The organism is uncultured Acetobacteroides sp., from assembly GCF_963667355.2.
In the GTDB taxonomy this organism is placed as follows: domain Bacteria; phylum Bacteroidota; class Bacteroidia; order Bacteroidales; family ZOR0009; genus Acetobacteroides.
The window spans coordinates 3,358,205-3,383,566 of record NZ_OY763328.2 but is presented as its reverse complement, the minus strand read 5'-3'; the positions used below and the strand labels follow the sequence as shown (position 1 = coordinate 3,383,566).

Here is a 25,362-nt window from a genome sequence, read left to right as displayed (position 1 = left end):
CCATTTCGTGTAATTTCTCGGTGGCACCACCCATTTCATACCGTTAACAACTGTTTACGAAATTATAGTTCGAAATCAATCTGCTACTTTTATTTACAAAGTGTAAGATCCTCTTTTCCTATTTAAGTCAATAAATCCCAACACATTAAATCATTTTTATCCTCACAAAAAGCACTCCAATATCACCAATTTCATTTTTAGTTAGTTTCGTCCGACTAATTACAGCAATCGAAGCAAAGCAACGAACTCGGACAATGACACTGCTGCCATTCGTCGTCCATCATATATGGTAAGAATGGGCAAGCATTGTAGCGTAGTTCCATCACATGTAAACTAACAATTTTGAATATGGCTTTATTCTCGTATGCGCATGGTGCCTCGGATACCCCGCTAATTGGGGTTCCATTTGGCGAGTATTTTAGGAGAATTGTAAAAAAGCATGGCGACAACGAAGCGCTCGTTGTGGTAAACCAAAACTACAGAGCAACCTACAAGCAGCTATGGGACGAAGTTGACGCAGTTGCCAAATCGTTAATAGCCTACGGTATCGAACGCGGCGATCGTGTGGGAATATGGGCGCCCAACCGCTACGAGTGGGTGTTGGTTCAAATTGCAACGGCCCGTGTTGGTGCCATTATGGTAAACATCAATCCCGGATATCGCTACGCTGATATGAAGTATGCGGTAGAGCAATCGGGCATTAAGCTGCTTATTGCTTCGGCAGGCTTTCGCAAAACCAGCTACACCGAAATGATTGACCAGCTACGCGCGGATGGCTCGTGCCCCGAGAGCGTGGTAGTTATGGAGAACGACTGGCGTACCTTCATCGGTAAGGGATGTGCCATTACCGATAAAGCAATCGAAGAGCGCGAGAGCACGCTTCAGTTCGACGACCCCATCAACATTCAGTATACCTCGGGAACTACAGGGCACCCCAAAGGAGCAACCCTTTCGCACCACAACGTGCTGAACAATGGCTTCTTTATCGGCGAAAGGTTGGAGTACACCCCAAAGGATAGAATATGTATTCCAGTACCCTTCTACCACTGCTTTGGCATGGTGCTGGCCAACATGGCGGCCATCACCCACGGCGCTACCATGGTGGTACCTGGCGAGTTCTTCGATCCCGAAACGGTAATGCAAACCGTACAGAACGAAAGGTGCACCTCGCTGTACGGCGTTCCGACCATGTTTATTGCCGAGCTGGAGCATCCTAGCTTCTCGAAGTACGACTTCTCCTCGCTAAGAACCGGAATCATGGCGGGTTCGCCCTGCCCCATCGATACCATGCAAAAGGTACTCACGCTAATGAACATGCGCGACGTGCAGGTTTGCTACGGCATGACCGAGACTTCGCCCGTTTCCACCCAAACCAACGCCGGCGACCCTACCGACAAGCGCGTGGGCAGCGTTGGTACGGTTCACCCCCACGTGGAGATTAAGATCGTTAACCCGGCAACCAACGAAATTGTTCGCCGAGGCGAAGAGGGCGAGATCTGCACCCGCGGCTACTCGGTGATGCTGGGCTACTGGAACAGCCCCGAAGATACCGCCAAGGTTATCGACCAAAACCGCTGGATGCACACCGGCGACGTGGGCGTTATGGACGACAACGGGTACGTTAAGATTGTTGGGCGCATCAAGGATATCATCATCCGCGGCGGCGAAAACATCTCGCCCCGCGAGGTGGAGGAATTCCTTATCGTTCACCCCAACATCATCGACGCTCAGGTTATCGGCGTGCCCAGCGAGCGCTACGGCGAAGAGGTATGCGCCTGGATTATCCCCCGCGAAGGATCGAGCATCACGCCCGAGGAGCTGGTTGCCTACTGCAAGGGGAAGATGGCCACCTACAAGATTCCTAAGTACTGGAAGTTTGTGCCGGAGTTCCCAATGACCGTAACCGGCAAAATCCGCAAGGTGGATATGCGCAAGATATCAACCGAAGAGCTGGGGCTAAGGAAGGCCTCGGAAATAAAGACAGCCTAAAATAAGCTAGAGGCAGGCAGGCAACCTTTTTGCACGTTACTTACGCCTGCAGGCAAGCCCTAGCATCAAATCTAACATCTCGACACTAAAAGCTCCGGTAGGTTTTCTACCGGAGCTTTCGTTTTTTAGGTGCAGCCACCTTGCTATTTGATGTTTATTGGATATCGGATCAACAGACAATACCTTCTTTGGACGGTAAGCCTATTAATCCCCGTTCGATGACCCTGCAAATTGCATCGGTAGCTGAGCAATTTGCTCATGAAGATGAGGAATTTCCTCCTTCAGCTGTGCAAATTGCTCACCTTCCTGAGCAATTTGCACCAATAGATGAGTAATTTGCTCACTTAGGTGAGCAAATTACTCATGCAAGTGAGCAAATTCCACCAATGATCATTGAAATTGCATCGACGCCGATACAAATTCAACCGACAACCATTGAAATTATATCGATGCCGATGCAAATTCAGCCGGCAACCATTGAAATTATATCGACGCCGATGCAAATTCAGCCGACGACCATTGAAATTATATCGACACCGATGCAAATTCAGCCGACGACCATTGAAATTATATCGACACCGATGCAAATTCAGCCGACAACCATTGAAATTATATCGACGCCGGTATAATTTTAGCCGATGCCCCTGTAAAATGCCTCGCCGCAGGGGATACCACCTAGGGAAATCACCCTTCCACCATTCGCCTTCACCCCCATCTTTTTCCCTTTCACGGAAATATTCGAAATTATTGGGCGGCAGCTGCGTCATACTACTGTAAACAAAGCATGTTTAACTAAATACAAAAAGAACGATGAGAACAGCAATTCAAACCTTAGCATTAGGCATGTGCCTACTAGTAGGCCTATCGGCAGCAGCCCAACGCCAGGGAAACAGAGCCGAAAAAATGGCAAAGCGCCAAACCGAAAGGCTCACCCAAAAGCTCACGCTCTCCGACGATCAGTCGAAGAAGGTGGAGGCAATCATGCTTGACTTCAACCAAAAGGCCATCGCCGACATGAAGGCCGACACCGTCAGAAAGGCGGCCAATCCCGCTTTAGTGGAGAAAAGGAATGCGGACCTAAAGCAGGTGCTTACTCCCGAGCAGTACGCAACGTTCTCCAAGATGGAGCTTGCCAAAGGAACCTTTGGACCGATGCAGCACAGGCGTGGAGAAAATCGCGGAGAACGCCACGGAGACCGCCCGGTAGAATAGCCCAGCAGCCCCTTAGCAGAGCAGGAGCAGAAACTTCTGCTCTGCAATCTCGTTTTAGCAGTAAATCCTAGTTACCTTACAACAATGAAAAAAGTCGTAGCCAAATTATTCCTTTCATTCCTCATTGCCTCAGCCGCTCTGCAGGCCAATGCCCAAGCGGCAAGGGTTTCAGGGACGGTCGTTGAGTCGAGCGACAGGCAGCCGCTCATCAGCGCCAACGTCATACTGGTTAACCTAAAAGATTCGACCAAAAGACACCTCGCCATATCGGATGCCAAAGGGGTATTCGCCTTCTCGAATGTTGCCCCTCAAAAGTATCGGCTGGATATTAAGTACGTTGGCTTCGAAAACTTCTCGAAGGTGGTAACCGTTGGCAGTGCAAGCACATCGCTGGGGACCATTAGCCTTAAGGAAAAAACCGAGATGATTGGCGGAGCCACCATAACGGGGCATGCCGTAAGGGCCAGCGTCAAGGGCGACACCACCAGTTACAACGCCGATGCGTTTAAGGTAACCAAGGATGCCGATGCCGAGGCGCTCATCACCAAGCTGCCCGGGGTAACCTCCGACAACAACACCATAAAGGCGCAGGGCGAGCAGGTAAAGAAGGTGCTCGTTGACGGGAAGCCATTCTTTGGCGACGACCCAACGGTTGCCCTAAAGAGCGTTCCGGCCGAAATCATCGAAAAGATCGAGGTTTTCGATAAGATGAGCGACCAGGCGGCGTTTACCGGCTTCGACGACGGCAACTCAACCAAAACCATCAACATCGTAACCAAGGCCAACAGGCGCGCCGGGCAGTTCGGCAAAATCTACGCCGGCTACGGAACCGACGACCGCTACAACGTGGGCGGTAACGTCAACATCTTTAAGGGAGACTCCCGCATATCGCTTATTGGGATGACCAACAACGTCAACCAGCAGAACTTTTCGAGCGAGGATATCCTTGGCGTGCTTGGCAGCAGCGGCGGACGAGGCGGGATGCGCGGAGGTCCCGGTGGACATGGTGGTGGCGCCTCCAACTTTATGGTTGGCCAGCAGAGCGGCCTTACCAAAACCTCGGCATTTGGCATCAACTTCTCCGACAAGTGGGGCGAAAAGGTAAACTTTAGCGGCAGCTACTTCTTTAACTACAGCAACACCACCAACAACCAGAAAACTAATCGCCAGTACTACGGCGCTGTTGATACGGCTCAACGTTACACCTACGAGGGTTCTAGCAGCAACAACAACTACAACAACCGCCTAAACCTAAAGGTCGAATACACCATCAACCCCAACAACTCGTTTATCGTTACCCCAAGCATCAGCTTCCAAAGCAGCCGCTCCAGCTCCAGTTCGAACGCCCAAACCTCCTCGGGGCCAACGACGCTGCTCAACAAGTCGGTGAACAGGAGCAGTTCGCTCAGCGAAGGGTACAACATTAACAACGAAATACTATACCGCCACAAGTTCGAGCTAAATGGCCGAACCTTCTCCATCTCGCTCCGCAACTCCGTCGCCAACAAGGATGCCAACGCCTTGCAGTACTCGGAAAACGACTACTTCACCAAGGGCAAATCGCAACGCGACACCATCAACCAAAAGAGTAAGCTATCCAACAAGAGCTACAGCGTTAGCGCCTCGGTGATGTACACCGAGCCCGTTGGCAAAAAGAGCCAGCTCATGGCCAGCTACGATGTCGGGTACACCTACTCCGATGTCGACAAGCGCACCAACGCCTACAGCAGGGCCACCCAGCAGTACGCGCTCCTCGACACATCGCTATCCAACGTGTACGAGAGCGACTACATTACCCAGCGCCTAGGGCTGGGGTACCGCCTAAAGGGAGATACGTACAATGGCATGCTAAACCTATCGTACCAAAACTCCAGCCTAAAGGGCGATGAAACCTTTCCGGTAGCCTTCGACCTCAAGAAGTCGTACAACAACATTCTGCCAATGGCCATGCTTAACTTTAAGTTTAACCAGGCCAACAGCCTAAGGCTTATGTGCGGCGCTAGAACGCAAGCCCCATCCATCAGCCAGCTGCAAAGCGTTGTCGACAATAGCGACCCGCTCAACCTGTACGTCGGCAATCCCAACCTCGACCAATCGTACAGCAACAACTTCAACCTTCGCTACAGCTACACCTCCATGGAAAAAGGGAAAACGTTCTTCATCTTCTTCAACGCGCAGAACACCCTCAACTACATAGGTACCTCGTCGCTGTTGGCTGGGAAGGATATCGTTCTTACCGATGGAACAATCCTAAAGAAAGGGGCACAGCTCTCGAAGCCTGTTAACCTCGATGGCTACTGGAACCTCAGCACAATGGTAACCTACGGCTTGCCCATATCGCTTATTAAAAGTAACGTCAACATATCGGCCGGAACAGGCTATAGCCGACTCCCTGCGATATTAAACAACAAGAATGTTACCACCCAAACCTACTCACCCAATGGAGGCGTTGTAATTGGTAGCAACATTAGCCCCAACCTCGACTTTACCATATCGTACAATACGGCCTACAATATTGTATCGTCAACCAACAAGAGCAGCGACGGCAACAACTACTGGTCGCAAACCGGACGCTCGAAGCTAAACTGGACCATCGCCGACCGATTTACCGTTCAGCCCGAAGCAACCTACCAGCAGTACAGCGGCAACAACTTCTACTACGACAACCTCAACCTCAACCTCAACGCAGGATTTAAATTTCTTAGCAATAGGCAAGCCGAGCTGAAGTTTGGAGTCTTCGACCTGCTCAATAAGAACAAAAGCTTCAGCCGCTCGGTTAACAGCCTTTATATCGAAGATAGCTACAACAGCGTGCTAAGCCGCTACTTCCTAGTCACCTTTGTGTACAACCTGAAGAACTTCAAGGGAGGCGCCAGCATGCCTCAACCCGAAAGGGACAAACATTTTGATAGGCCATTCGACAGACCAGATCGTCCCGATAGATCTGACAGACCGATGGGACCTTCGGATAGGCCTCTTGATTTTTAGTAAAAGATGGCTACTTTCGAGAGGAATAACAACCTTCAATACCAAACTTAAATGACCTTTGGCGAACAAGTCGTAGATTTCTTTAATACACTCCGATTCGATCAGCCTCTACCCGATGGGGTAGAGGCTATGAATCCGTACCTGCTTCCCGAAACCATGGATGCCGTCAGAAAGTACTACACCAAGTACTACTCCGATAGCAATCCACGAACCTTTATCGTTGGCATTAACCCGGGACGAAACGGTGCAGGGAAAACGGGGATCGCCTTTACGGATACCGTTCGACTAGAGAATCCATGCCAAATAGAGCATAACCTTAAGCCAACCACCGAACTTTCGTCGGAGTACATCTACGCTGTGGTTGATGCAATGGGAGGCCCAGAGGCATTCTTCTCGAAGTTCTACCTAACTTCAGCTTCGCCCATTGGCTTTACCCACAACGGAAAAAACTACAACTACTACGACTCACCCGCCATGCTTAAGGCAACACTTTCCTATATGATGGAGCACCTCGAGCGCCAGCTAGCGTTTGGCGCCAACCGAAAGCAAGCCATTTGCCTTGGAGCAGGAAAAAACTTTAAATACCTCACCGAGGTAAACAACCTACTCGGCAAACCCTTCGAGCAAATAGTTGCCGTTAACCATCCCCGATTTGTAATGCAGTACCGCCGCAAAAGCATGGAACAAGAAATCGACACCTTTACCAATGCACTAGCCAACGCCCTATAGCAACGCACCATGAACAACAATACGCTCACCAAAAAGATTCTGATATTCCTGTTGCTGGCGCTGATGGTTTGCCTATTTGCCAACATCAACCAAATAGTGGGAATGTACATCGCCGACCCGCACCCTCGGCCACACCCGCCCCGTTTTCCCGGAGAGCCTCGTTTTAGGGAGGATATGTTTCGGTATAGAATGGTATGGGAGATGGTGCTTTCATTCGTTTCTGCCTTTACCATTATTGCCTACAATGCAGGAGTATTCAGGAGCAACAAGAGAACGAAGAAGTCGAATCAGCTAACCGTTGTTGCCATCAGCACTCTGGCAGGGCTGCTGCTCTTTGTTTTCCTTATTGTTGTCTTTCTTCCCAATAAGCATTTTCCTTCGCGCTTTATCTCGCTAATCCTTAGCAAGGCGCTTTTCGTAATAATGGCCTCCATCTCTGCCGGACAGCTCTACCGCCTTATATGGCAGAAGCAGCAGGTGGAAATCGAAAACGAGAAGCTAAAAACCGATAGCTTGCAAAGCCGCTATCAGGGATTAATGAACCAGCTCAACCCCCACTTCCTATTTAACTCGCTCAACTCGCTCTCCTACCTCATCCGCGAGAACGAGCAGAACAAAGCGCTTACCTTTATCGACGAACTATCGTCAATATTCCGTTACGTGCTGCAGAAACGCAGCGAGGAGCTGGTTACGCTCGAAGAAGAAATTCAGTTTACCGAAGCCTACCGCTACCTACTGAGCATCCGCTTCGAGAATAAGCTATTCTTCGAGATTAAGATCGATGAAAGCGACATGAAACTGCTCCTCCCCTTCCTAACCCTGCAACCATTAATCGAAAACGCCGTAAAGCATAACGTAATTAGCACAAAGCAACCGCTGGCGGTCTTTATCTATACCGAAGAAGACAATTTAGTGGTGAGCAACCCTATTTCGGCAAAGCTACCCGATGGCGAGAGTACTGGTATCGGGCTTTCGAACCTAGCAAGCCGCTTTAAGCTGCTTACCGGGAAACAGCTAACCGTTATCAACGACGAGAAAACATTTTTGGTAAAAATCCCTCTTGTATCGAAGCAATGAAGGCTCTTATAGTAGAAGACGAAATAGCAGCCCAGCGCAACCTTATAGCGGTTCTTGCCGAAGTTGCCCCGCATATAACGATAGTTGGCACTACCGATACGGTTACCGATACCGTAGAGTGGCTAAGAAGCAACTCCAAGCCCGACATCATCTTTATGGATATCCATTTAGCCGATGGCCACTCGTTTCACATCTTCGATGCAATTGAGGTAACCACGCCGGTGATATTTACCACCGCCTACGACCAGTATGCCCTCGAGGCATTTAAGCTCAACAGCATCGAGTATCTGCTTAAGCCCATCAAGGCAAACGACCTAGTCCACGCCCTTAATAAGCTCGCAACGTTAACCAACCACGAACTTATTAGGCAGCTACAACAAATCACCAACACCGCTACACCCGTCGACAGCACCAAGCTATTCCTAATACCCTTCAAGAGTAAGCTAATTCCGCTATCCATCGACGACATCTGCTACTTTTACACCTCCAACGAGCATGTCCATGTAACCACCCTTAACGGGCAAACCTACCCCATGGATAAATCGCTCGATACAATTATGGGAACGCTATCCTCCTCCGACTTCTACCGGGCCAACCGCCAGTTTATCGTTGTCCGCAAAGCCATAAAGGATATTGATGTGTGGTTTGGCAATCGGCTATCGGTAAATCTTGTACAGAAAACACCCGAGCGGGTAATTATTAGCAAAAATCGCGTTGCCGAATTTAAGGTATGGCTTGGGGTAATTAGGTAGTTGAATAACCTTATCTCTTAGCATTTTTCAGATATGGCAAAGGAGAAATAAACTCGAACTCCTTCGAAACCTCAAAAAAGTAATTCAACAGATTTAAGTGCCCTGATCCAATTATCAGAAGGATTCTATCATCATTGCTATGAGGGATTCTTTGTATGTTTCGAAATATTCTCAGATTCCGATTAAACCATCTGCCAGTTTGAAAATCTACACCTGTAAAATCATTTGGTTTTTCCTCGTACTTAAACATCCCGTCTAAATACCCAGACAGATCATCCTTTATACTATCTGGATTGTTCGCTTTATTCAATTCATCAATAATGCTTGTTACCTTGGGAACAGTAGGGTTTGAACCAAACAACTTTGTATAGTAATCGTCGAACTTAGATAATCGGAGGCTATCTTTAAACATTGACGTTATGTTGTCGTAATGCCGACCCCAGTCGTTTACACAATAAATATTAGGAAGGTCTAGATCTTTACCAATTCTAAAGCCTAACTGATCTATTTCATTCTTTTCTAACGCATACCTTCCAGCCTTATACTGCAAATAAAGAGAATCGATCTTATATTGTTGGTCAGGGGCTTGCTCAATAGCAATAATCGTAGGCTTAAAATCCTCAATTGCCTTCGAAATGGCAACTATCTCCGATTGGTAAGGCTCGTCGAAAACCGAGATCTGATTTTTCTTTTCCGTTTTAACAACATCCAAATTGTGATAGGCAAAATGGAAAACCCCAAGCGTCATTACTTTTGTTTGTGCTGGGCCATTACCTGTTTGTCCCAATAGTCCAGTGGCAATAAAAAGGCCACACATAAAGAAGATAAATGTTCTCATGCTTGTTTCGTTTAATTTATTCACAAGCCTAGGACGATCCTTCTTCTCTATTGTTACATAGAAATACATAGATAGATGGAGAGCAAGTAAAAAAGAGAAACGCATAAATTGATTTTATGCGTTTCTCTTTTTTACTTGCATATTCTATCACCTTAAAATCGCTCTTCACATCTGCTTTTAGAGCATTCTCAAGAACGTGGTATGATCGCAGTTAGATACTCTCTATTAGGTTATCCTTAATGGCACACACCACCAAGCTAATGGTATTGTTAACGCCCGTTTTTTCGAAAATCTTTGCCTTATGGGTTTCTACCGTTCGGTGGTTGATATTCAGTTCCAGCGCAATCTCCTTCGATGTCTTCCCATCACATAGAAGCCGAATAATCTCCTTCTCCCGTATAGTAAACAAGTCGATCACCGATCTATTCCTTTCGGGCTGCCGCATGCTGGTAATAAGCAGGTCGAAAATATCCTGCGAAAAATGGACACCGCCTTCGTATACGGTTTCAATGGCATCAACAAGTTCGGCCTGACAGCTACTCTTGGATACAAATCCCTTCACCCCCGAATGAATTATCCGCTCTACGATGGCTCCTTTCCCTTCCGATGTCAAAACAATTATGCGCAAGTCGGGCTGCAGCTCCAGCGCCTTTTGGATAGCCTCTTCGCCATCCAAAACCGGCATATTTATATCTACAAGTACGATATCTGGCTGATGAATCGCTAAGAAATCAAGCATTTCACGCCCATTCTGGCATGTTCCAATAACCTCATAGTTATTCGTTGTAGTTAAGAGCAGCTTTAAACCTTCAGTAAAAATGGGATGATCATCAACAAGCAGTACGCTAACCTTAGTGCCCCTCATAGCTTTCCGTCTCTATTTAAAGCCCTAAATATAGATTAATCAAAGAAGAAAGAAGCAGCCATCCGCTACTTTTTTTATGAAAATAAATTCATATACTTGCAGCTATTCGAATCGTACTAAATCCGTATAGAGCAATGTTTAACGAAGATATAATGCTGCAGATCGCTGAGATGGTAGATTCAGGCATCCTCGTTGTTTGCCAAAACCGGATTGTTTACCAAAATCAAACAGCCAACGCACTGCTAAACCAGTTTCAGCACCCTCTACGTGCTGGAGACGTTTTTTTCACAAAAGATATCTCCATCCCAAAAGAAAAAATACGCAGCTGGCAACGAGCAATGGCTGCAGGAGAACTTTGGAATGACAATTTGGAGATTAACCTCGGAGCTAAAAAGACAGTTGTAGAGGTTAAAGCAAAATCTACCGATGGAAAATATGGGAAGCATGGCTCTTACATATTTACCCTACAAGATATCACAGAAAAAGAATCGTCCTCTTCAAACTTCCTTTCGCATATCATGGATAATGCCCCATTTATGCTTGTAGAGTGGGATGAGGATGGAAGAATCTGCTACGTCAACAAGTCGCTGAAACGGTTTATTGGCCTAGAGTCAGAAGAGTTGGTTGGCCGATCGTTTCATGAATTCATGCCCGATCATGTAACCAAACGGATAAATAGGCATTTCAAAAAACTGAAGAAAGAGGGTGGATACACCATTTCCGAAAGCCGGCTTCTAACTGAGGAGAAAGACCGGTTGGCCTTTTGGATGAATGCGCAAACAACGGCCAAAAGAGGCAAGGATCATTTCTTTACCGTTGGTATTGATATCACGGATCGGAATATTGAAGATAACGAGCACGTCATCCTGCGAAAGCAGTGCAACGTGTTGGCCGAAAACCTAAGACATCCGCTTTTTATCCTCAACAGAAACCTTGAGGTTACCTTTGCCAACGACTTCGCCGTTCAATGGTTCGAATCAAAAGGCTATAAAAAAGAAAAGCCTAACAGCGGTATTCTGTTTGACCTATCCGCACATCCCAAAGCCCCCGAGTACAGGGATGCCTTCAAGCAGAACCTCCAAGATTTAAGATCTAAAATATTCTTCGAGAACAACGAGATATTCGAACGCTCATTCCTTCCGCTTATAATCGATAACGAAATCACCAGCGTTATCATTGAACATCGGAGGGTAAACGGATTTAGGCGGGAGCTTATGCTGCTAGACATCGAAGGAGAGATGCCGCAATCCATTATCGAAATGGCAAAGGTTTGCATAGTTCGGCTAAACGAAGAGATGAAGATCACCTATGCCAATTCGGAGTTCGCCTCGCTCCTACAATACCAGCCCTTGGAGTTAATTGGAACCTACATTCCCGATATTATTGTTTCCGAGCACAGAGAGGCCTCAATTGCCCGATTCGCCGAATTTAAATCAGGAACAGCATCTTACTACCACGAGGACGCCGAGATATACCGGAAAGATGGGAATACCATTTGGGTAGAGGTACTAATTTCGGGGGTTAGAAGTGCTGATGGCTCCTTCGCCTCCTTAACCGCAACGCTAAACGATATTACTAAAAGAAAGAAAAGGGAAGCCGAGCTGAAAAGCCAGCTCATTCAGAGTAAAAAGGTGAAGAATAATATGGATAAGTTCTATTCCATTATTGGACACGACCTGAAAAACCCTTTTATAACCACCAAGCTAATATCCGAAAACCTGCTGCTGCATGTCGAAAAGCAGAACGATACAAAATCAGCCAAATACCTAAAAGACATTACCTACCTGGCAGAAGAAGGCCTAAACCTGCTGGACAACCTAGTGTCGTGGACCAAAAGCGTAATAGAGGGCTTCGACTACCAACCCTCCTACTTCAGCTTACGACGCCTTTGCTCCGATGTCGAAAAGCAGCTCATCATAACATCTCAAATCAAGGGAATAACCCTTGCCAATGAGGTAAGCGAGGACATTCGGATATTTGCCGATCGTAATATGCTAAAAACGGTAATCAGAAATCTGGTATCCAACTCCATAAAGTACAGCCATAACGGCGGGGTTGTTACCATAAGCGCCGAAACAAAAGCCGATACGACTGTAATTGCCGTTTCCGATAATGGAACTGGCATAGACGCAAGCATCATTCCTCATCTCCTAGAAATTAATCCTAAGAAGCCCCGAAACCCCGAGAGTAAAACAAGTACTGGAATTGGGCTACTAATCTGCAACCATTTTGTTGAAAGGCATGGTGGACATATCTCTGTAGAAAGCGCGTTAGGCCGTGGCACTACAGTTAGCGTCGAACTAAAGAATTAGAAAAAAGAAAAGCATCTCTCACGAGGTGCTTTTCTTATTTGACTGTTGGTTATAAAAGGGAATTATTAAAAAAAGGGAATTATTAAAAACCTTGATTGCTTTATTAGGGCTACAAAAGTAGCAGCAGCACCTGCAACAGGTTAAGTAATTTTCGGTACGTAACATTACGTTGCTTTTTTACCATATCAATTAACATCCCATAAATACCTTATAGATTGCAATCTACCCTAGGCTTAACCTATCATTCTCGTTCCTTTACAAGTCCTTTTACCTGTACACTTTAACAGAATTAACGTCCAAAAACTCAGATACATCCTCTATTGGGTAATTTTTAACTAACACTCCTGTTACCTCAACTTTTGTATTGTTGTAGTCCTTCAGATCAACCGTGCTACTCGTTAGCGCATACAAGGTTTTTCCATCGTCAGTAGCTAGAATGTGCGTACCATACATGTAGTAGGTACTCCCGGCATCCTTTATGGTACCTACAGCAGTCTTCCTATCAAGATTATCGTCCTCCTTCTTGCAGGCAATACAGCAAACAAGCATGATAAAAACAAAAAGTAAGCGTTTCATATTTTACAGATTCTTAATTAAACATTTCGTAAGTTACTAACATGGTCAACAATTTTGTCACACCCAACTCACTTAATATAAAAGAGTAAGCACATACAAACAGAACCCATTTCAACAAATCTAGCGATTGTACCAATAAAAAAAGGTTACATATAAATAAACGACGTTTCACTAAAGAAAAACCCTATAGGAATTTCCCATAAAAGAAGGTTCTATAACGAATAGAGTGGGTAGTATCGATGATTTTACCTCCTTCCCAGTGAAGCCATTCAACCCTTTCGGGGTTATTTCCATCTTCCAACCTAATTCCCCGAGTTTCACTCGGGGCTATTAAAGTTAAAGCCCTTACGGGCTTCAAGTCGTAGTGATGATAGATAGATTATATGCTAATACGGAGCGTTATCGCACAATGGAGGGTAAGCTACAATCCGAAAGGATTGAATGCTAATAGCCCCGCATGCAATGCGGGGAAACAGCATCCAGCATAATCACAACTGCGGCGCGGTTGAATAGCGAGCAAAAAAGAGAACATCACCCACATAAAACGTTATAGAGCCTAAAAGAGCAGATTATATAACGAATAAGGCAAATTAGGAGGCTGTGCCAATTTCTTTATCGTAGCACCACCATACAAGCTGCCGATCTCTTGTGGCAACAGCAAAAAAAAGGTCCGAGCTGCTACGGTAGCGCCCGGACCTTTCTTCATTTTATTACTGTTGTAACGAGATTTGTGCCGGTACGCTAGAATATGAAGTTGAACGAAGCATCGAGGCTTAGACCTCTCAGCTCCTTGTTGTGCGAGAAGGGGATAAAGTAGCTGGCCTTGGTATCCACCAAGACATACTTGTTCTTGAAGAGCTCCACGCCCACCGATGGCGCCACGTAGCAGAAGTTCGACTTGGAATCTTTTCCCGTAGCGTACACGTAGCCCAGGTTGTAGCCCGAATAAAGGTTTAAGAAGCGACGATCGCCACGGCCAAAGTGACGAGTGTAGAAATCCTGCCCAAATCCGAACAAGAACATCTCCGAATAGGCAGTTAAGTCATCCTGCGATGCACCAACGCTCTTGTAGGCGCCGGTGTACACGAAACTCTTGCCGCGGGTAAAGAGGTACTTCAGGAAGTAGCCCTGGTAGTGGTCGTACGACACTCCCTGCTTGGGCGACTCAATGAAAAGATACGAGTACTGGAAGCCGGGCATGTTCACAAAGGCAATCCGGGTGTTGTCGGGGGTGGTAACCTCGTCGTTAACCGACAGGTTAACTAGGTAGCCGTCGCCTTTCTTGCTCAACCCCAGCTGCGACTTGCTGTTCTCGTAAATTTGCTCGTCGATGCCCTTCAGCTCCTGCCAAAGCGTAAGGAAGCTCTCGGAGGTGCTATCCACCTTGGCCATCATCTTGGCGCACGACTCCCTCTTCTGCTGCAGGTGCTGCCCTTCGAGCTTAAACTCCTGCATACGCTCCTCGCCGTTCGAGGCATTCACCTCCTTGGAGAGCACCTTGCCCAGGGTGCCGAGCATCAGCTCGAACTGACGGTACTGATCGCTGTTAAAGTTAGCCTCCACCGTTAGGCTTTTCAGCCCCTCGTCCTGACGGAGCACCTTAATGTGCTGCTCGCCGATAAGCAGATTAACCTTGGCCTTGGCCCCGGCAAAGTCGATAGCCGACACGCTTACCGTTACGCTGGTGGAGGCGTATGCTGGCACATCTTCCGCATCCGTAGCATCAATTTGGCCAACAGCAGCGCCCGACAGTAATAGCAGCGCGCTAAAAAATAGAATTTTCATACACTTCGGTTTTTTGGTGATAATACTACTACCGATGCGCACCGCACATGCGGGCATCGGGATTCAGCCTTCTATTAAGGTGCGCAAAGATGGCGTTTTTTTCGGGCTTTCGGAAAGTAGTTCAGTGTTTACGCCATTAATGGGATGCGACACAGGGACGAACGAGATTTGCACTAGCATGATTAATGCGATCTACACAGATTCCATTTATCGAAACCCGAAACGCCTACAGGACATTTATGGAAACTCCAATCGGTTCCCAAAAGATGAAGTTCTATTGTAGGATTTGTACTTTGAATAGGGCCAACCAACAACGCAGACCGGAAACTTTTCAAATAGATAAGGGTGAGGCAAAAGACTCACCCTTATGCAGGGGAAACTTTCCCACATCCCTGTTCTCTACTTTTTCGTTAGCACATCAAGCTTTTTTCTTATCGTCGGAAGCTCTTTAATGGATAATGCTTTTGTATAGCAAGCGACTGCCTTTTCGAGTTTGCCGGTTACCGAGTAGTAATCGCCCATAGCATCGTGCACGCTGTAGCTGTTGGGGTAGTTTCTAACATTTGCACTAAATACCAGCTCGCTCTCCTTAAGCCTCCGCTGCCCCAAGAGAGCGTATCCCAAACCACTAGCCATCATCTCGGGGAAGCAGATGGTGTAGCCTAGATTCTTGGAGATAACCTCATAGTGATTCTCAATCCGCTTCAGCGTCTCTTCGCTAAAGGTCATGAAGTCTTCGGGGGTAAGGTTTAGCGTATAGTAATCGAAGATGGAGTGCAGCGCATCGTACTCCGCTATCAGCGGAACTGTGGTGTGGCTTTCGTCGCTGTAGTACTTAGAAGCATACTTCAGATGGTTTGCCTGGTTCTGCCTAAGCAGCGTATCCAGCTTCAAAACACACCTAAAATGGCTGGTAAAAAGGGAGGTGTCCTTCTTTGCCGCTGCAACATCCATTCCCCTAGGCATTGTATTGGCAATTCCCAAGAATAGAGACTTTCCCTCGAACGACTTTTGGGGCAGCACCTTGGGGGCCTGCTGAAGAACCCACCCACTATCCCACCAGGCACTTGGGTCGATGGCCACGTAGGAGCTAAACAGCTCGGTATGGTTTAAAAGGGCATCCATAACCGCTAGGCCTCCCAGCGAATGCCCAATAAGCATCCTGTAGGGCTGCGTTGGGTACTTCGATTCGATATAAGGTATTAGCTCCTTCTCGACAAAGGAGAAAAACCTACTACCTCCACCCGAAACGCTGGCAAAGCTGCTATCGACCAACGGAAAGAAGGGAGATGCTACGTGCGTTGGCGTAAAATCGCGTCTCCTATCCGTATTCCGAATTCCTACCACAATCATCTCGGGGAAAACGGTATTCCCATTGGCAGAGCTTAGCTGCTGTATGAGACCTACAACTGAGTAAAAGTGGGTTTCGCCATCGAGCAGGTAAACCACAGGATACTTCGTAGAGGAAGACACATCACCAGCTAGGCTGCCTGGAAGGTACACCCATACGGTTCGGTCTTCATTCAAAATCGTTGAGTGAATCTTTTCGGTTGATCCAATGGAAATTTTGCCATCGGTTTGGGCGGCACCATTCAACAAGATGGTGCAAAGAATAAAGCATGCAACAAACTTCTTCATATTGGTTATGGATTAAGATTAGTCAAGTAAGCTTTTCATTTTACTAGTTTTAGATTTACAGCTACTCAAAGGTATAATAAACTCACCATGCCTAATTTTTAAACTCGACGAATCGGACGTAAACCTCGATGAAACCGAAATGAGACTCGGCAAAACGGATGTAGGAAACACCGCCATTGCATAAATGAAATGCACAACGAATGGCGGAACTTGAAGAATGCTGTCTTATGCTACCGTTAACAGCAAAAACAGACAACCCCAAGAGGCAAATCGCTTACAATTTACCTCTTGGGGTTGCGGTTATCAGACTGCTATTAAATCACGACAAAACGAGGAAGGAAGTGATAGACCTATTCAAGCCCAATATATTCGCCCCCCGTTCGGAGAAGGCTCTTGTCCATAGCCGTCTCTCAAAACTCAAATGCATATTCATGGCTCGTTATCCTCTCGCTCAGGTGGGAGGGCAGATGGTGAGTTTACTCGTTTAAATCAACATTTTACTTCACTTAGCGTTCTTAACCCACCCCTCCCCCTCCCAAGGAGGGGATAAACAGTTTCAATCATGCGCAGGCTCTTAATTTATATCCTTTTCTTTCAAAAAATATAACTCTATCATCCGCTTAGCGTGACAACTATGGGCTCTTGCCTTCATTAACTCTATCATTGTAGGCTATAGCTAGCAGAATAAATTCAAACGCGGCAACACATCCTCAACACCATAATCCCCAACCACATGCAAACCTGTACTAGCTGCTGCCTTTCCCGGCGTCAAGTTGTTTTTTTAATTGTTTGGCCATTGATTCTATAAACTCGCTCTTATCTTTTTTGGCTTCTTTCATCATAGCTTTCATATCAGCCGAAATATCAAGATTTTTGTCTGCCCACAAATGAATTTCTACAATTATCGGAAGTAGGTCTATTGCTTTTTGCGTGAGTTTATATAGAACCTTTGCCTTACTGTCCGGATGTTCTAACTTTTCAATGAGCTTATTCTCTTCTAAACTTTGAAGCCGTGATGCTAAAATGTTTGTCGAAATACCTTCTGCCGATTTCAAAAAGTCGCCATAGGTTGATTTCTGGAAAAACATCATATCTCTAATAATGAGCAAAGACCACTTGTCTCCAAAAATATCAAGTGAGCAACTTATGGGGCACTCCGACCTTTTCTTAACTGTTTTCATCTTTCCAAAACATTACTTGCATTTCAAAAGTGATTACTATATTTACACTTGCAAAACAAGAGCAAATTTACAGGTTAATTTCAAAAGCAGAAAATGAAACAAACAATATTAGTTACTGGGGCTTCATCAGGATTTGGCTTGATGGTGGCTACTCAGCTTTGTAAACAGGGACATACGGTTATCGGCACAAGCAGAAATCCTGAAAAACATCAGCTGCCATTTAAAATGCTGGCTTTGGATATTGCCGATGACAATTCCGTTAAAGATTTTGGTAAAGAACTGTTTAAGCACATTAGCCAAATTGATTTACTGATAAATAATGCTGGTTACTATTTATCGGGGCTTGCCGAAGAAACAACTATTGAGCAAGGCAGACAACAATTTGAAACTAATTTCTGGGGAACCATTAAGCTTACAAACGTGTTGTTACCATATTTTAGAAAACAAAGGTTTGGTAAAATTATTACTGTTGGCTCAATAATGGGCTTGCTTAACGTTCCAGATGCTTCCTACTATGGTGCGTCAAAACACGCTTTGGAAGGATATTTTAAATCCCTCCGATTTGAGCTGAATGAGTTTAATATCAAAGTAGCAATGGTTGAACCGATGGGCTTTAAAACCAACTTGCTCCACAGTTCGGTAACAGCAGAGACGAAAATAAACGATTACGATAGCTATCGAAATAAAGTCAGCGCCTTTGCAAATGACTTATTTACGAATGCACCCGAACCAACACCTGTAATAAATACGATCATGAAATTGGTGGAAAATAAAAATCCAAAATTCAGCCACCCTGTCGGTAAAGGTGCTTCGGTATTTCTTGCAATCCAACTTTTCGCCTACAAAGCATTTGAGAGTTCAGTCATCAAAAAAATCAACAACTATAAAAGCAACTAAAATGGAAGCATTCGTTGTAAAGAATTACGGCAAAAAGGAGAAACTTCATCTAACAACTGTTAGCGAGCCAGCATTAAAGCAAGATGAGGTACTAGTTCAAATTCATAGTGCTGGTGTAAACCTGTTAGATTCACGAATTAGAAATGGCGACTTCAAATTGTTTTTACCATACAAAACGCCATTCGTAAATGGACACGATATGGCAGGAACTATTGTCAAGGTTGGTTCGGCCGTCAACAATTTTAAAGTTGGTGATGAAGTTTACGCTCGCCCTGCCGATTATCGTATAGGAACGTTTGCCGAATATATTGCAGTCAATGAAATTGATTTGGCATTTAAGCCTAAAAATATTTCAATGGAGGAGGCATCTTCTATTCCACTAGTTGGCTTAACATCTTGGCAGGCTCTTGTTGAAATTGCGAATTTGCAGAAAGGCCAAAAGGTTTTCATTCAAGCCGGCTCTGGTGGTGTTGGAACTTTTGCTATTCAGCTGGCAAAGCATTTAGGCGCATACGTGGCTACAACCACAAGTTCGTCCAATATTCAATTGGTAAAAAGTCTTGGCGCTGACCTTGTGATTGATTATAGAACAGAAGATTTTGAAACAAAGCTGAAAGATTACGATGTTGTTTTACATAGCAATCATGAGGCAAAAATTCTTGAAAAGTCATTACGAATATTAAAACCAAACGGTCAGCTTATTTCGCTTACAGGTCCACCAACGCCTGAATTTGCAGAGAAAATTGGTTTACCCTGGCATTTAAAATTGCTTATGAAACTACTGAGCAGGAGTACAACGAAAAAAGCGAAGAAGCTGAATGTCAATTTTAATTTTCTTTTTATGAGAGCAGACGGGAAACAACTAAGTGAAATCACCAAACTGATAGAAGCAGGAAAAATTCGTCCCGTGATAGATAAGGTTTTTCCGTTTGAACAAACAAATGATGCTATTGCTTATGTCGAGTCGAGTCGTGCAAAAGGGAAAGTAGTTATTAAGGTCAAGTAGCTGTCAGTCGGATGGGGTTTGTTTGACGATTCGGTAATGCAGCAGGGATATCGCTTTAAAAAATATAAGCACAAAATTCAGCTAAGCCTTGAATGCTGCTTATGATTTTAGCCGCGAGCTTTTATTCTTTTCTGTCCTTTTTGTAGGGCAAAAAGGACCAAAAACCCTTGGCACGAATTAACTCGCTCAGTCGCGGAGGAATGGCGCTACCTCAAATGTGGTAATAGCCCTAAGCCCGTTACAGCATTGAGGAACATGGTGGAGGCGACCTCGCTCAAACAGGGATTCGTGCCAGTCTGGTATGGCTGCGCCATGGTGTCTACGGAAGAAGGTTGTTCGATAATACGACGTTTGCCTGCCATTATTAAGTGAACTAATATAGGAAACCTTGTTTGGCGAAGGCTCCTGCCTTCGTCATCTCTATTTCAACAGGCTGTAGCCTGTTAGGATAGAACCGACTGAGGCAGGAGCCCATAGCCGAACTGTGGTAATACGGGCACCCCCAAGAGGCAAATCGTAAATGACTTGCCTCTTGGGGGGGGCGGTTATCAGACTGCTACATAAATCTCGACAAAACAAGGAAGGAAGTGATAGGCTTATTCATCCCCTATCTTTGCGTTCTCCTCGTTGCTAATCATTCGCCAAACCTCCGCTGCTAAAACGAGTACGACACCGCTAAGGTGATGTCGGGAGCCTTACTTACGTCGATGCTCGAAGGATCGTTGGTGGATACGGTGTAGCTAGCGGCAGGGGTTATAGAAAAATGGCTTACCGTATAGGTAATGCCTACCCCAAAGCAGACCGAGTTGAGCGCATACGCCGTATTTATTTCCGTTGGCGATACGCTATTCTTTCCCCCCTTCTTCTTTATGGGATGCTTCTTGGCGTACTCCTGGTAGAAGGATGAGGTGCCGGCAGATGCGGTTGCCGAAATGGGAATCGAGAGCGCATCTTTCTTGCCAAATATCCCCTCGAAATCGAAGCTATGCGATAGGCCAAAGCTTGTGGTAATATCTTTGGTATCGCCAAAGGCATAGCTTACCCCCACCGATGGCGTTAGCACCTTTCCGCTCCAGCTGGTGGCAAAAGACACGCTATTGGCGGCCGATGAGGTAACCTGTTCGGTGGTGTAGTAATGCTCGTAGGTGTAGCCCAAGTCTACCGAGAAGTGATCGCCAAACGTATGGGAGTATCCAACGCCAAATCCGATGTTATCCAACGACTGCTTGCTGGCATCACCCACATAGTTGGCCGAAACGTTGGCATATATTCCGCTTTCGAAGGAGTAGGAAATGGTTGGCATAACGTAGTACTGCTGCGTAGCCGCCTTTTTACCGTTCTCGATAAGGTTACTCCCGCCCATTGCCGAAATGGTAACATGCGTGGGCTTCTCCTCAACGGTAGAATCCTCCTTTGCACCAGTGCTACTTTGATTAGAAAAACCTGTGCTGCGACCAGCACCTGCAGCAGCATTTAGGCTGCAGATAACGCCTAAGATAAGGCCGACACATCCCCTTATACTCATCATACTATTCCCTGGATTTAAAAATTGCACCTAAAGTAGCAATATTTAAATCCCTTTCGACCTTATGCTATAAACATTGGGAGTTGAGAAATGAAAAATGCGGCTCTATAACGTTTAGGTGGGTAATGTTGATTTACTTAGCGTACTTAACCCACCCCTACCTCCCGCCTAAGCGGGAGGATAAGCAGTTTCAATCATGCGCTGCCACTTAATTTCTATCCTTTTCTTTCAAAAAATACAACTCTATCATCCGCTTAGCTTGACGGCTATGGGCAAAAGCATCAACCAAACAAGGGCGCCTACCCTATTCCGGCGGGTAGCACTGGTCGATTCGCTTTACGATCTGCTTCTCCAGCGTCAGAACCTCACGGTACCGCTCCAGAAGCTGCGCCCATGGAATTAGGCCACTGCTGTAGTTGTAGATCTTCCGTTGCTTAAAAATTTGGTAGACCGTTGAGTAGTCGGGATTATCAAACGTAAGGTTGCTTTCCTCCATAAGGTAGTTGATGAGTTTCCCATGTATATTCAACCAGGTGCCTTCCGACACCTTTAAATCGCCGATCTTTTCCTGATACAGCAGCAGAATATCGTTGAGCAGCTGCTGATCTTCTATTTGCAGCAGCTTGCCGCTAGACTTAAACCCTTCGTAGCGGCTGCTGTGCGAACGAAATGAGTTTGATATTTCAAGCGTACTTAGGGATTGAGATAGGCGAGCGGTATCGAGCGTAGAGCGGTCGGGCAAATGGCTGAGGTAGGAATATGCAGAATCTGCACTTTGGTAGAAAAGCAGGTTTTCATTCAGCGATACAATATCCGCCTTTATATCCTCCTTTAGCCCGTGTAGGAACAGGCGGTTCTCCTCCTCCTGATGCTGCTTCAGGCTGTAGTTGTGCAGCATGTTGGCAAGCATCAGCGAAAAAACTATGATGCCGATCTCGGTTGCAATGGAGCCAACCTTTTTCCCCCATCCTCCATCGTTGGACGCCTTTAGTACTGTAACAATCTTCTTAATGTGCTTTTTTAGTTCTAACTCTGCCATAAAGTAAGCCTTCTTATTAGGTTTTTACAGCTATCGACAAGGCAACTGCCATGTCGATAGCTTAAATAGGTGCTGCTCTGCGAAGCCTGGCTAGAAAATGCGTGAGGCGTTCTTCCTTTTCGCGCTTCTAGTTCAGCGATTTTACCTCGTTCTTATACTTTTCGAGTAAGGCCATGGCATTAGGATTTTGCTGCAGCTGCTGCAGGTACTTTTTTGCCTCGTCCTTTTTGCTTAATGCAGCATACGCCCGCATATTGACAGCTAGGAACTCGAGTTTGCCCGCTTCGGTAAGCGTCGCCTCCTTTACCTCCTTGGCCAATGCATCAAGCGCCTTTTGAGGTTTTCCCCTATCAATACTCAGGCCGATTGTACGAATTGTTGATAGCTCGACAACCTGCACGTTCGAAGCCTTATCCGCCAGCTTTGATGCCTTTTTATACGTCTTTTCGGCATAATTAAAGAACCGATGCTTGGTGGCCTCGGCCCCACTTACGCCAGCCTCGGCGTAGGCATCGCCTAGCTTTAGCAGGTCGGTTGCGCTTGCTTTTTCACCACTAAAGAGAATTTCATACGCATCTTTTAGGTTGTAGGAATAGCTCTTCAGCATTGAGATCACGAAGGAGGAGTTCTGGTATCCAACTTCCTGCTCAAGGATGTCGCCATTAGGCATTGCAACTACAATATTGGGCACAGCCTGCACGCTATACCTCAATGCAGTCTCACGATCGGAATCAATATCGACCTTAACCATCACCACATTGCCCATTTGTGCTTTAACGGCAGGATCGGACCAGACATCGGACTCCATTGCCTTACAGGGACCACACCACGTAGCTGAAAAATCAATTAGGATAAGCTTTCCGGATGCCTTTGCAACCTTTACCGCATCTTCGTAGCTGTATAGCCACTGAGCATTTGCACCAATTGATGCCAAAAGAAAACCGAGAACCAGAATGTAATGTTTTTTCATAATGTTAAGATTATTATTCGCCTAAATGTAATATTTTCTTAAGCTCATGATACTCTTATGGCCTTTTTTTTTGGGCACAAGCATCTACCGCTTAAAACATAGCGTGGATTTCCCCTGCGCATAAGGCTCGCTAGATATAAAGGCAAAATTTAGCTACGCCCAGCGCACTACTTTTGGCTGCAACTTGGGCTTTGCCCAGTAGCAGCTGCAAAAAAGTAAAGCGCAGCCGTGGTGGCTGCGCTTTTATGTAGGGGGGCAGGCTTGCCGTTTAATGGCGGTCGAAGACCACTACTTAAGTTCGACGGAATTGCAAATTCCGCCGAGCCCTCTGCGTTTAATTTAAGCTACGGCGAACTAGGGGGCTAACCAAATTCTTTTAAATCATTTTTTGTCCTTTTGATTTCGTGTTCTTTCATTTCAGTCATTAGTTGCTCAATTCGTTCTTCGGTCAAACCAAGTTTGTCTGTGTATGCGGTGTAATATTCTTTCAATTTCTCGTCCAACTGTTTTGACTCGTCAATGAAGTCGCAGAAATATTTAATCATTTCAAGTTGTCCAATGGTCGAATAAAATTTTGCAATATGTAGTTTAAAATATTTGTGAGCCAAATAATTTCTTGTATCAAGTATATTGTCAAGTTGGTCAACAATCGAAGTTGTCAAACTATAGCTTTGTTTGACTTCATTGATGAAATTACCCATTGTCTTTTTTGAGTTTTCAATAGCGTCAATTATTCCATTAACTTCTGCATTGGTCTTGACTTTCTTCTTGAATATTCTGTCTGTACAAAGCATAATTGAAAATGTCTCTTCTAAACACTGCCCAAAGTATATGGCAAGGCCAAAATACGCATAAACAAGACGATGTCTACCGTCATCGTCTTCTGTTTCGTATTCGTTTTTCGCTATTTCGTATCGTCTTTCCATAATAGCAGCTAACGGTTAGCAGTATGTAAAGTTGCCTTGTTTGGCGAAGGCAGGAGCCTTCGCCATCTCTATTTCAACAGGCTGTAGCCTGTTAGGATAGAACCAACTGAGGCTTTGCCAAGTGCGTTTGGATTAAACTATGCTTAACGGTAAACCTTGTGCGCTTATTCTACGCTGGACTCTTAAAGTATTATCTTTTTAAACAAATATTTACTGTATGGGAAATTTGTTTTTTCAGAGTCAAAATAGTAGCAAAAAGAGATGGATGGTAGCATAAACTTCTTTGGATTATAATACGACTCTTGCGTTGCCTTGAACATGATCTTACTCTTTGTTTCTGTAAAAGAAAACCAGCCTTTATTTGATGTATCAATCTTTACCCTAAATGGAAGAGATTTGAGGAATGTCTTGTCAAATTCACCAACTTCGATGCTGTTATGTATCATTCTTCTCTTAAATGCATTCTTAGTTAGCCTGCTTAAAATCGAATCGTAGTAAACTATTCTGTACTTTTCATTTAACTCACGGCTTTGCATTCTTACATAGGTTCTAATCCTTTTACCATATCTTGATTTCAAATAATCCAACTTTGCATCATCTTCTGCATCAACCAAAGTCCATATTGAATCCCCACAAATATCACAAAAAAGGAAAGGTCTCAAATAATATTCATCTAATGCTTTATACCTATCCTCTAGTATTGCTAAATAAGTAAAGTTTGAATCAGTATTTGCAATTCTTTCTACATCTACATTCCCTGAAAATGTTCCTCCCCATTTCTTGCAAGAATCCAAGGTAGCCTCATATTTTTTGTTATAAAGTTCTGTCCTTTTGTGTCGGAATCTTGTATCAGGGTCAGTCAAACTATATAAAAAGACTAAAAGGACACCTACAAGAACACAAAAACTAAAGATTGTAATAATTGTTTTAGGTCTAAACATCATATTTTTATTACTCTTGTTAGCTTATCAAAGACAGCACCAGCCATCCTTCAAAAACAGGATATGACAGAACCTCGCTCCACCGAAATTGGCAAGGATAACAGCCATATTAGCAT

21 protein-coding genes are annotated in these 25,362 nt (G+C 45.3%); 10 read left to right on the top strand and 11 right to left on the bottom strand.

What is annotated here, in order from left to right; genetic code table 11:
• The first annotated feature begins 348 nt into the window (after positions 1-348).
• The 7 genes from ACHZA1_RS13970 (at position 349) to ACHZA1_RS13940 (ending at position 8,747) form a co-directional block, all read left to right on the top strand.
• Positions 349-1,989, top strand: a complete 1,641-nt coding sequence (locus ACHZA1_RS13970; RefSeq protein WP_320052478.1) for an AMP-binding protein — start codon at positions 349-351, stop codon at positions 1,987-1,989.
• Between the two features lie 386 nt (positions 1,990-2,375).
• Complete coding sequence (locus tag ACHZA1_RS13965; protein WP_320052477.1) at positions 2,376-2,618, top strand: hypothetical protein; 243 nt, start codon at positions 2,376-2,378, stop codon at positions 2,616-2,618.
• Positions 2,619-2,799: 181 nt separating this feature from the next.
• Positions 2,800-3,201: a hypothetical protein gene (locus ACHZA1_RS13960; RefSeq protein WP_320052476.1), complete on the top strand. Its 402-nt coding sequence runs from the start codon at positions 2,800-2,802 to the stop codon at positions 3,199-3,201.
• Positions 3,202-3,285: 84 nt separating this feature from the next.
• The gene (locus tag ACHZA1_RS13955) at positions 3,286-6,189 is read left to right on the top strand and encodes an outer membrane beta-barrel protein (protein WP_320052475.1); all 2,904 of its coding nucleotides are present in this window, start codon (positions 3,286-3,288) and stop codon (positions 6,187-6,189) included.
• A gap of 51 nt (positions 6,190-6,240) precedes the next feature.
• Positions 6,241-6,918 (top strand): uracil-DNA glycosylase family protein, encoded by a 678-nt coding sequence (locus ACHZA1_RS13950; RefSeq protein ID WP_320052474.1) that lies wholly within the window; start codon positions 6,241-6,243, stop codon positions 6,916-6,918.
• Positions 6,919-6,927: 9 nt separating this feature from the next.
• Complete coding sequence (locus ACHZA1_RS13945; protein WP_320052473.1) at positions 6,928-7,995, top strand: histidine kinase; 1,068 nt, start codon at positions 6,928-6,930, stop codon at positions 7,993-7,995.
• The gene (locus tag ACHZA1_RS13940; RefSeq protein ID WP_320052472.1) at positions 7,992-8,747 is read left to right on the top strand and encodes a LytTR family DNA-binding domain-containing protein; all 756 of its coding nucleotides are present in this window, start codon (positions 7,992-7,994) and stop codon (positions 8,745-8,747) included. The genes ACHZA1_RS13945 and ACHZA1_RS13940 overlap by 4 nt, the downstream gene beginning before the upstream one ends.
• A gap of 10 nt (positions 8,748-8,757) precedes the next feature.
• Here the strand turns inward: ACHZA1_RS13940 and ACHZA1_RS13935 are convergent, their stop codons facing one another.
• Both ACHZA1_RS13935 and ACHZA1_RS13930 read right to left on the bottom strand, forming a co-directional pair.
• The gene (locus ACHZA1_RS13935) at positions 8,758-9,585 is read right to left on the bottom strand and encodes a DUF5694 domain-containing protein (RefSeq protein WP_320052471.1); all 828 of its coding nucleotides are present in this window, start codon (positions 9,583-9,585) and stop codon (positions 8,758-8,760) included.
• Positions 9,586-9,796: 211 nt separating this feature from the next.
• Entirely contained in the window at positions 9,797-10,450 is a 654-nt protein-coding gene (locus tag ACHZA1_RS13930) for a response regulator transcription factor (protein WP_320052470.1), read from the bottom strand.
• Positions 10,451-10,584: 134 nt separating this feature from the next.
• On the opposite strand from ACHZA1_RS13930, the gene ACHZA1_RS13925 reads away from it, so the two are divergent.
• The gene (locus ACHZA1_RS13925) at positions 10,585-12,762 is read left to right on the top strand and encodes a PAS domain S-box protein (protein WP_320052469.1); all 2,178 of its coding nucleotides are present in this window, start codon (positions 10,585-10,587) and stop codon (positions 12,760-12,762) included.
• Positions 12,763-13,029: 267 nt separating this feature from the next.
• Here the strand turns inward: ACHZA1_RS13925 and ACHZA1_RS13920 are convergent, their stop codons facing one another.
• The 4 genes from ACHZA1_RS13920 to ACHZA1_RS13905 form a co-directional block, all read right to left on the bottom strand.
• Positions 13,030-13,338: a hypothetical protein gene (locus ACHZA1_RS13920; protein WP_320052468.1), complete on the bottom strand. Its 309-nt coding sequence runs from the start codon at positions 13,336-13,338 to the stop codon at positions 13,030-13,032.
• A 741-nt stretch (positions 13,339-14,079) separates the two neighbouring features.
• Positions 14,080-15,123, bottom strand: coding sequence for a hypothetical protein (locus ACHZA1_RS13915; protein ID WP_320052467.1), 1,044 nt, complete (start codon positions 15,121-15,123; stop codon positions 14,080-14,082).
• A gap of 399 nt (positions 15,124-15,522) precedes the next feature.
• Positions 15,523-16,761 carry an alpha/beta hydrolase-fold protein gene (locus ACHZA1_RS13910; RefSeq protein WP_320052466.1) on the bottom strand — a complete coding sequence of 413 codons (1,239 nt, stop codon included), beginning with the start codon at positions 16,759-16,761 and terminating at the stop codon, positions 15,523-15,525.
• A gap of 746 nt (positions 16,762-17,507) precedes the next feature.
• Entirely contained in the window at positions 17,508-17,942 is a 435-nt protein-coding gene (locus tag ACHZA1_RS13905) for a helix-turn-helix domain-containing protein (protein ID WP_320052465.1), read from the bottom strand.
• Positions 17,943-18,035: 93 nt separating this feature from the next.
• Here ACHZA1_RS13905 and ACHZA1_RS13900 point away from each other — a divergent pair, with 93 nt between their 5' ends.
• Both ACHZA1_RS13900 and ACHZA1_RS13895 read left to right on the top strand, forming a co-directional pair.
• Positions 18,036-18,839 (top strand): SDR family NAD(P)-dependent oxidoreductase, encoded by an 804-nt coding sequence (locus ACHZA1_RS13900; RefSeq protein ID WP_320052464.1) that lies wholly within the window; start codon positions 18,036-18,038, stop codon positions 18,837-18,839.
• A gap of 1 nt (position 18,840) precedes the next feature.
• Positions 18,841-19,845 (top strand): NADP-dependent oxidoreductase, encoded by a 1,005-nt coding sequence (locus ACHZA1_RS13895; RefSeq protein WP_320052463.1) that lies wholly within the window; start codon positions 18,841-18,843, stop codon positions 19,843-19,845.
• Between the two features lie 655 nt (positions 19,846-20,500).
• On the opposite strand, the gene ACHZA1_RS13890 is transcribed toward ACHZA1_RS13895, so the two are convergent.
• The 5 genes from ACHZA1_RS13890 to ACHZA1_RS13870 all read right to left on the bottom strand — a co-directional run bounded on the left by ACHZA1_RS13890 (position 20,501) and on the right by ACHZA1_RS13870 (position 25,249).
• Positions 20,501-21,373 carry a hypothetical protein gene (locus tag ACHZA1_RS13890; protein WP_320052462.1) on the bottom strand — a complete coding sequence of 291 codons (873 nt, stop codon included), beginning with the start codon at positions 21,371-21,373 and terminating at the stop codon, positions 20,501-20,503.
• A 301-nt stretch (positions 21,374-21,674) separates the two neighbouring features.
• Positions 21,675-22,409: a hypothetical protein gene (locus ACHZA1_RS13885; RefSeq protein ID WP_320052461.1), complete on the bottom strand. Its 735-nt coding sequence runs from the start codon at positions 22,407-22,409 to the stop codon at positions 21,675-21,677.
• Between the two features lie 127 nt (positions 22,410-22,536).
• Positions 22,537-23,379: a thioredoxin family protein gene (locus tag ACHZA1_RS13880; protein ID WP_320052460.1), complete on the bottom strand. Its 843-nt coding sequence runs from the start codon at positions 23,377-23,379 to the stop codon at positions 22,537-22,539.
• 362 nt (positions 23,380-23,741) lie between these two features.
• Complete coding sequence (locus ACHZA1_RS13875; RefSeq protein ID WP_320052459.1) at positions 23,742-24,305, bottom strand: hypothetical protein; 564 nt, start codon at positions 24,303-24,305, stop codon at positions 23,742-23,744.
• Positions 24,306-24,487: 182 nt separating this feature from the next.
• A complete protein-coding gene (locus ACHZA1_RS13870) occupies positions 24,488-25,249 on the bottom strand; it encodes a hypothetical protein (RefSeq protein ID WP_320052458.1) in 762 nt (253 codons plus the stop codon).
• Positions 25,250-25,362 lie beyond the last annotated feature (113 nt).

Coding starts and splice junctions, on each gene's coding strand:
- ACHZA1_RS13970 (WP_320052478.1), top strand. CDS start 349: ATGGCTTTATTCTCGTATGCGCATGGTGCCTCGGATACCCCGCTAATT.
- ACHZA1_RS13965 (WP_320052477.1), top strand. CDS start 2,376: ATGATCATTGAAATTGCATCGACGCCGATACAAATTCAACCGACAACC.
- ACHZA1_RS13960 (WP_320052476.1), top strand. CDS start 2,800: ATGAGAACAGCAATTCAAACCTTAGCATTAGGCATGTGCCTACTAGTA.
- ACHZA1_RS13955 (WP_320052475.1), top strand. CDS start 3,286: ATGAAAAAAGTCGTAGCCAAATTATTCCTTTCATTCCTCATTGCCTCA.
- ACHZA1_RS13950 (WP_320052474.1), top strand. CDS start 6,241: ATGACCTTTGGCGAACAAGTCGTAGATTTCTTTAATACACTCCGATTC.
- ACHZA1_RS13945 (WP_320052473.1), top strand. CDS start 6,928: ATGAACAACAATACGCTCACCAAAAAGATTCTGATATTCCTGTTGCTG.
- ACHZA1_RS13940 (WP_320052472.1), top strand. CDS start 7,992: ATGAAGGCTCTTATAGTAGAAGACGAAATAGCAGCCCAGCGCAACCTT.
- ACHZA1_RS13935 (WP_320052471.1), bottom strand. CDS start 9,585: ATGAGAACATTTATCTTCTTTATGTGTGGCCTTTTTATTGCCACTGGA.
- ACHZA1_RS13930 (WP_320052470.1), bottom strand. CDS start 10,450: ATGAGGGGCACTAAGGTTAGCGTACTGCTTGTTGATGATCATCCCATT.
- ACHZA1_RS13925 (WP_320052469.1), top strand. CDS start 10,585: ATGTTTAACGAAGATATAATGCTGCAGATCGCTGAGATGGTAGATTCA.
- ACHZA1_RS13920 (WP_320052468.1), bottom strand. CDS start 13,338: ATGAAACGCTTACTTTTTGTTTTTATCATGCTTGTTTGCTGTATTGCC.
- ACHZA1_RS13915 (WP_320052467.1), bottom strand. CDS start 15,123: ATGAAAATTCTATTTTTTAGCGCGCTGCTATTACTGTCGGGCGCTGCT.
- ACHZA1_RS13910 (WP_320052466.1), bottom strand. CDS start 16,761: ATGAAGAAGTTTGTTGCATGCTTTATTCTTTGCACCATCTTGTTGAAT.
- ACHZA1_RS13905 (WP_320052465.1), bottom strand. CDS start 17,942: ATGAAAACAGTTAAGAAAAGGTCGGAGTGCCCCATAAGTTGCTCACTT.
- ACHZA1_RS13900 (WP_320052464.1), top strand. CDS start 18,036: ATGAAACAAACAATATTAGTTACTGGGGCTTCATCAGGATTTGGCTTG.
- ACHZA1_RS13895 (WP_320052463.1), top strand. CDS start 18,841: ATGGAAGCATTCGTTGTAAAGAATTACGGCAAAAAGGAGAAACTTCAT.
- ACHZA1_RS13890 (WP_320052462.1), bottom strand. CDS start 21,373: ATGATGAGTATAAGGGGATGTGTCGGCCTTATCTTAGGCGTTATCTGC.
- ACHZA1_RS13885 (WP_320052461.1), bottom strand. CDS start 22,409: ATGGCAGAGTTAGAACTAAAAAAGCACATTAAGAAGATTGTTACAGTA.
- ACHZA1_RS13880 (WP_320052460.1), bottom strand. CDS start 23,379: ATGAAAAAACATTACATTCTGGTTCTCGGTTTTCTTTTGGCATCAATT.
- ACHZA1_RS13875 (WP_320052459.1), bottom strand. CDS start 24,305: ATGGAAAGACGATACGAAATAGCGAAAAACGAATACGAAACAGAAGAC.
- ACHZA1_RS13870 (WP_320052458.1), bottom strand. CDS start 25,249: ATGATGTTTAGACCTAAAACAATTATTACAATCTTTAGTTTTTGTGTT.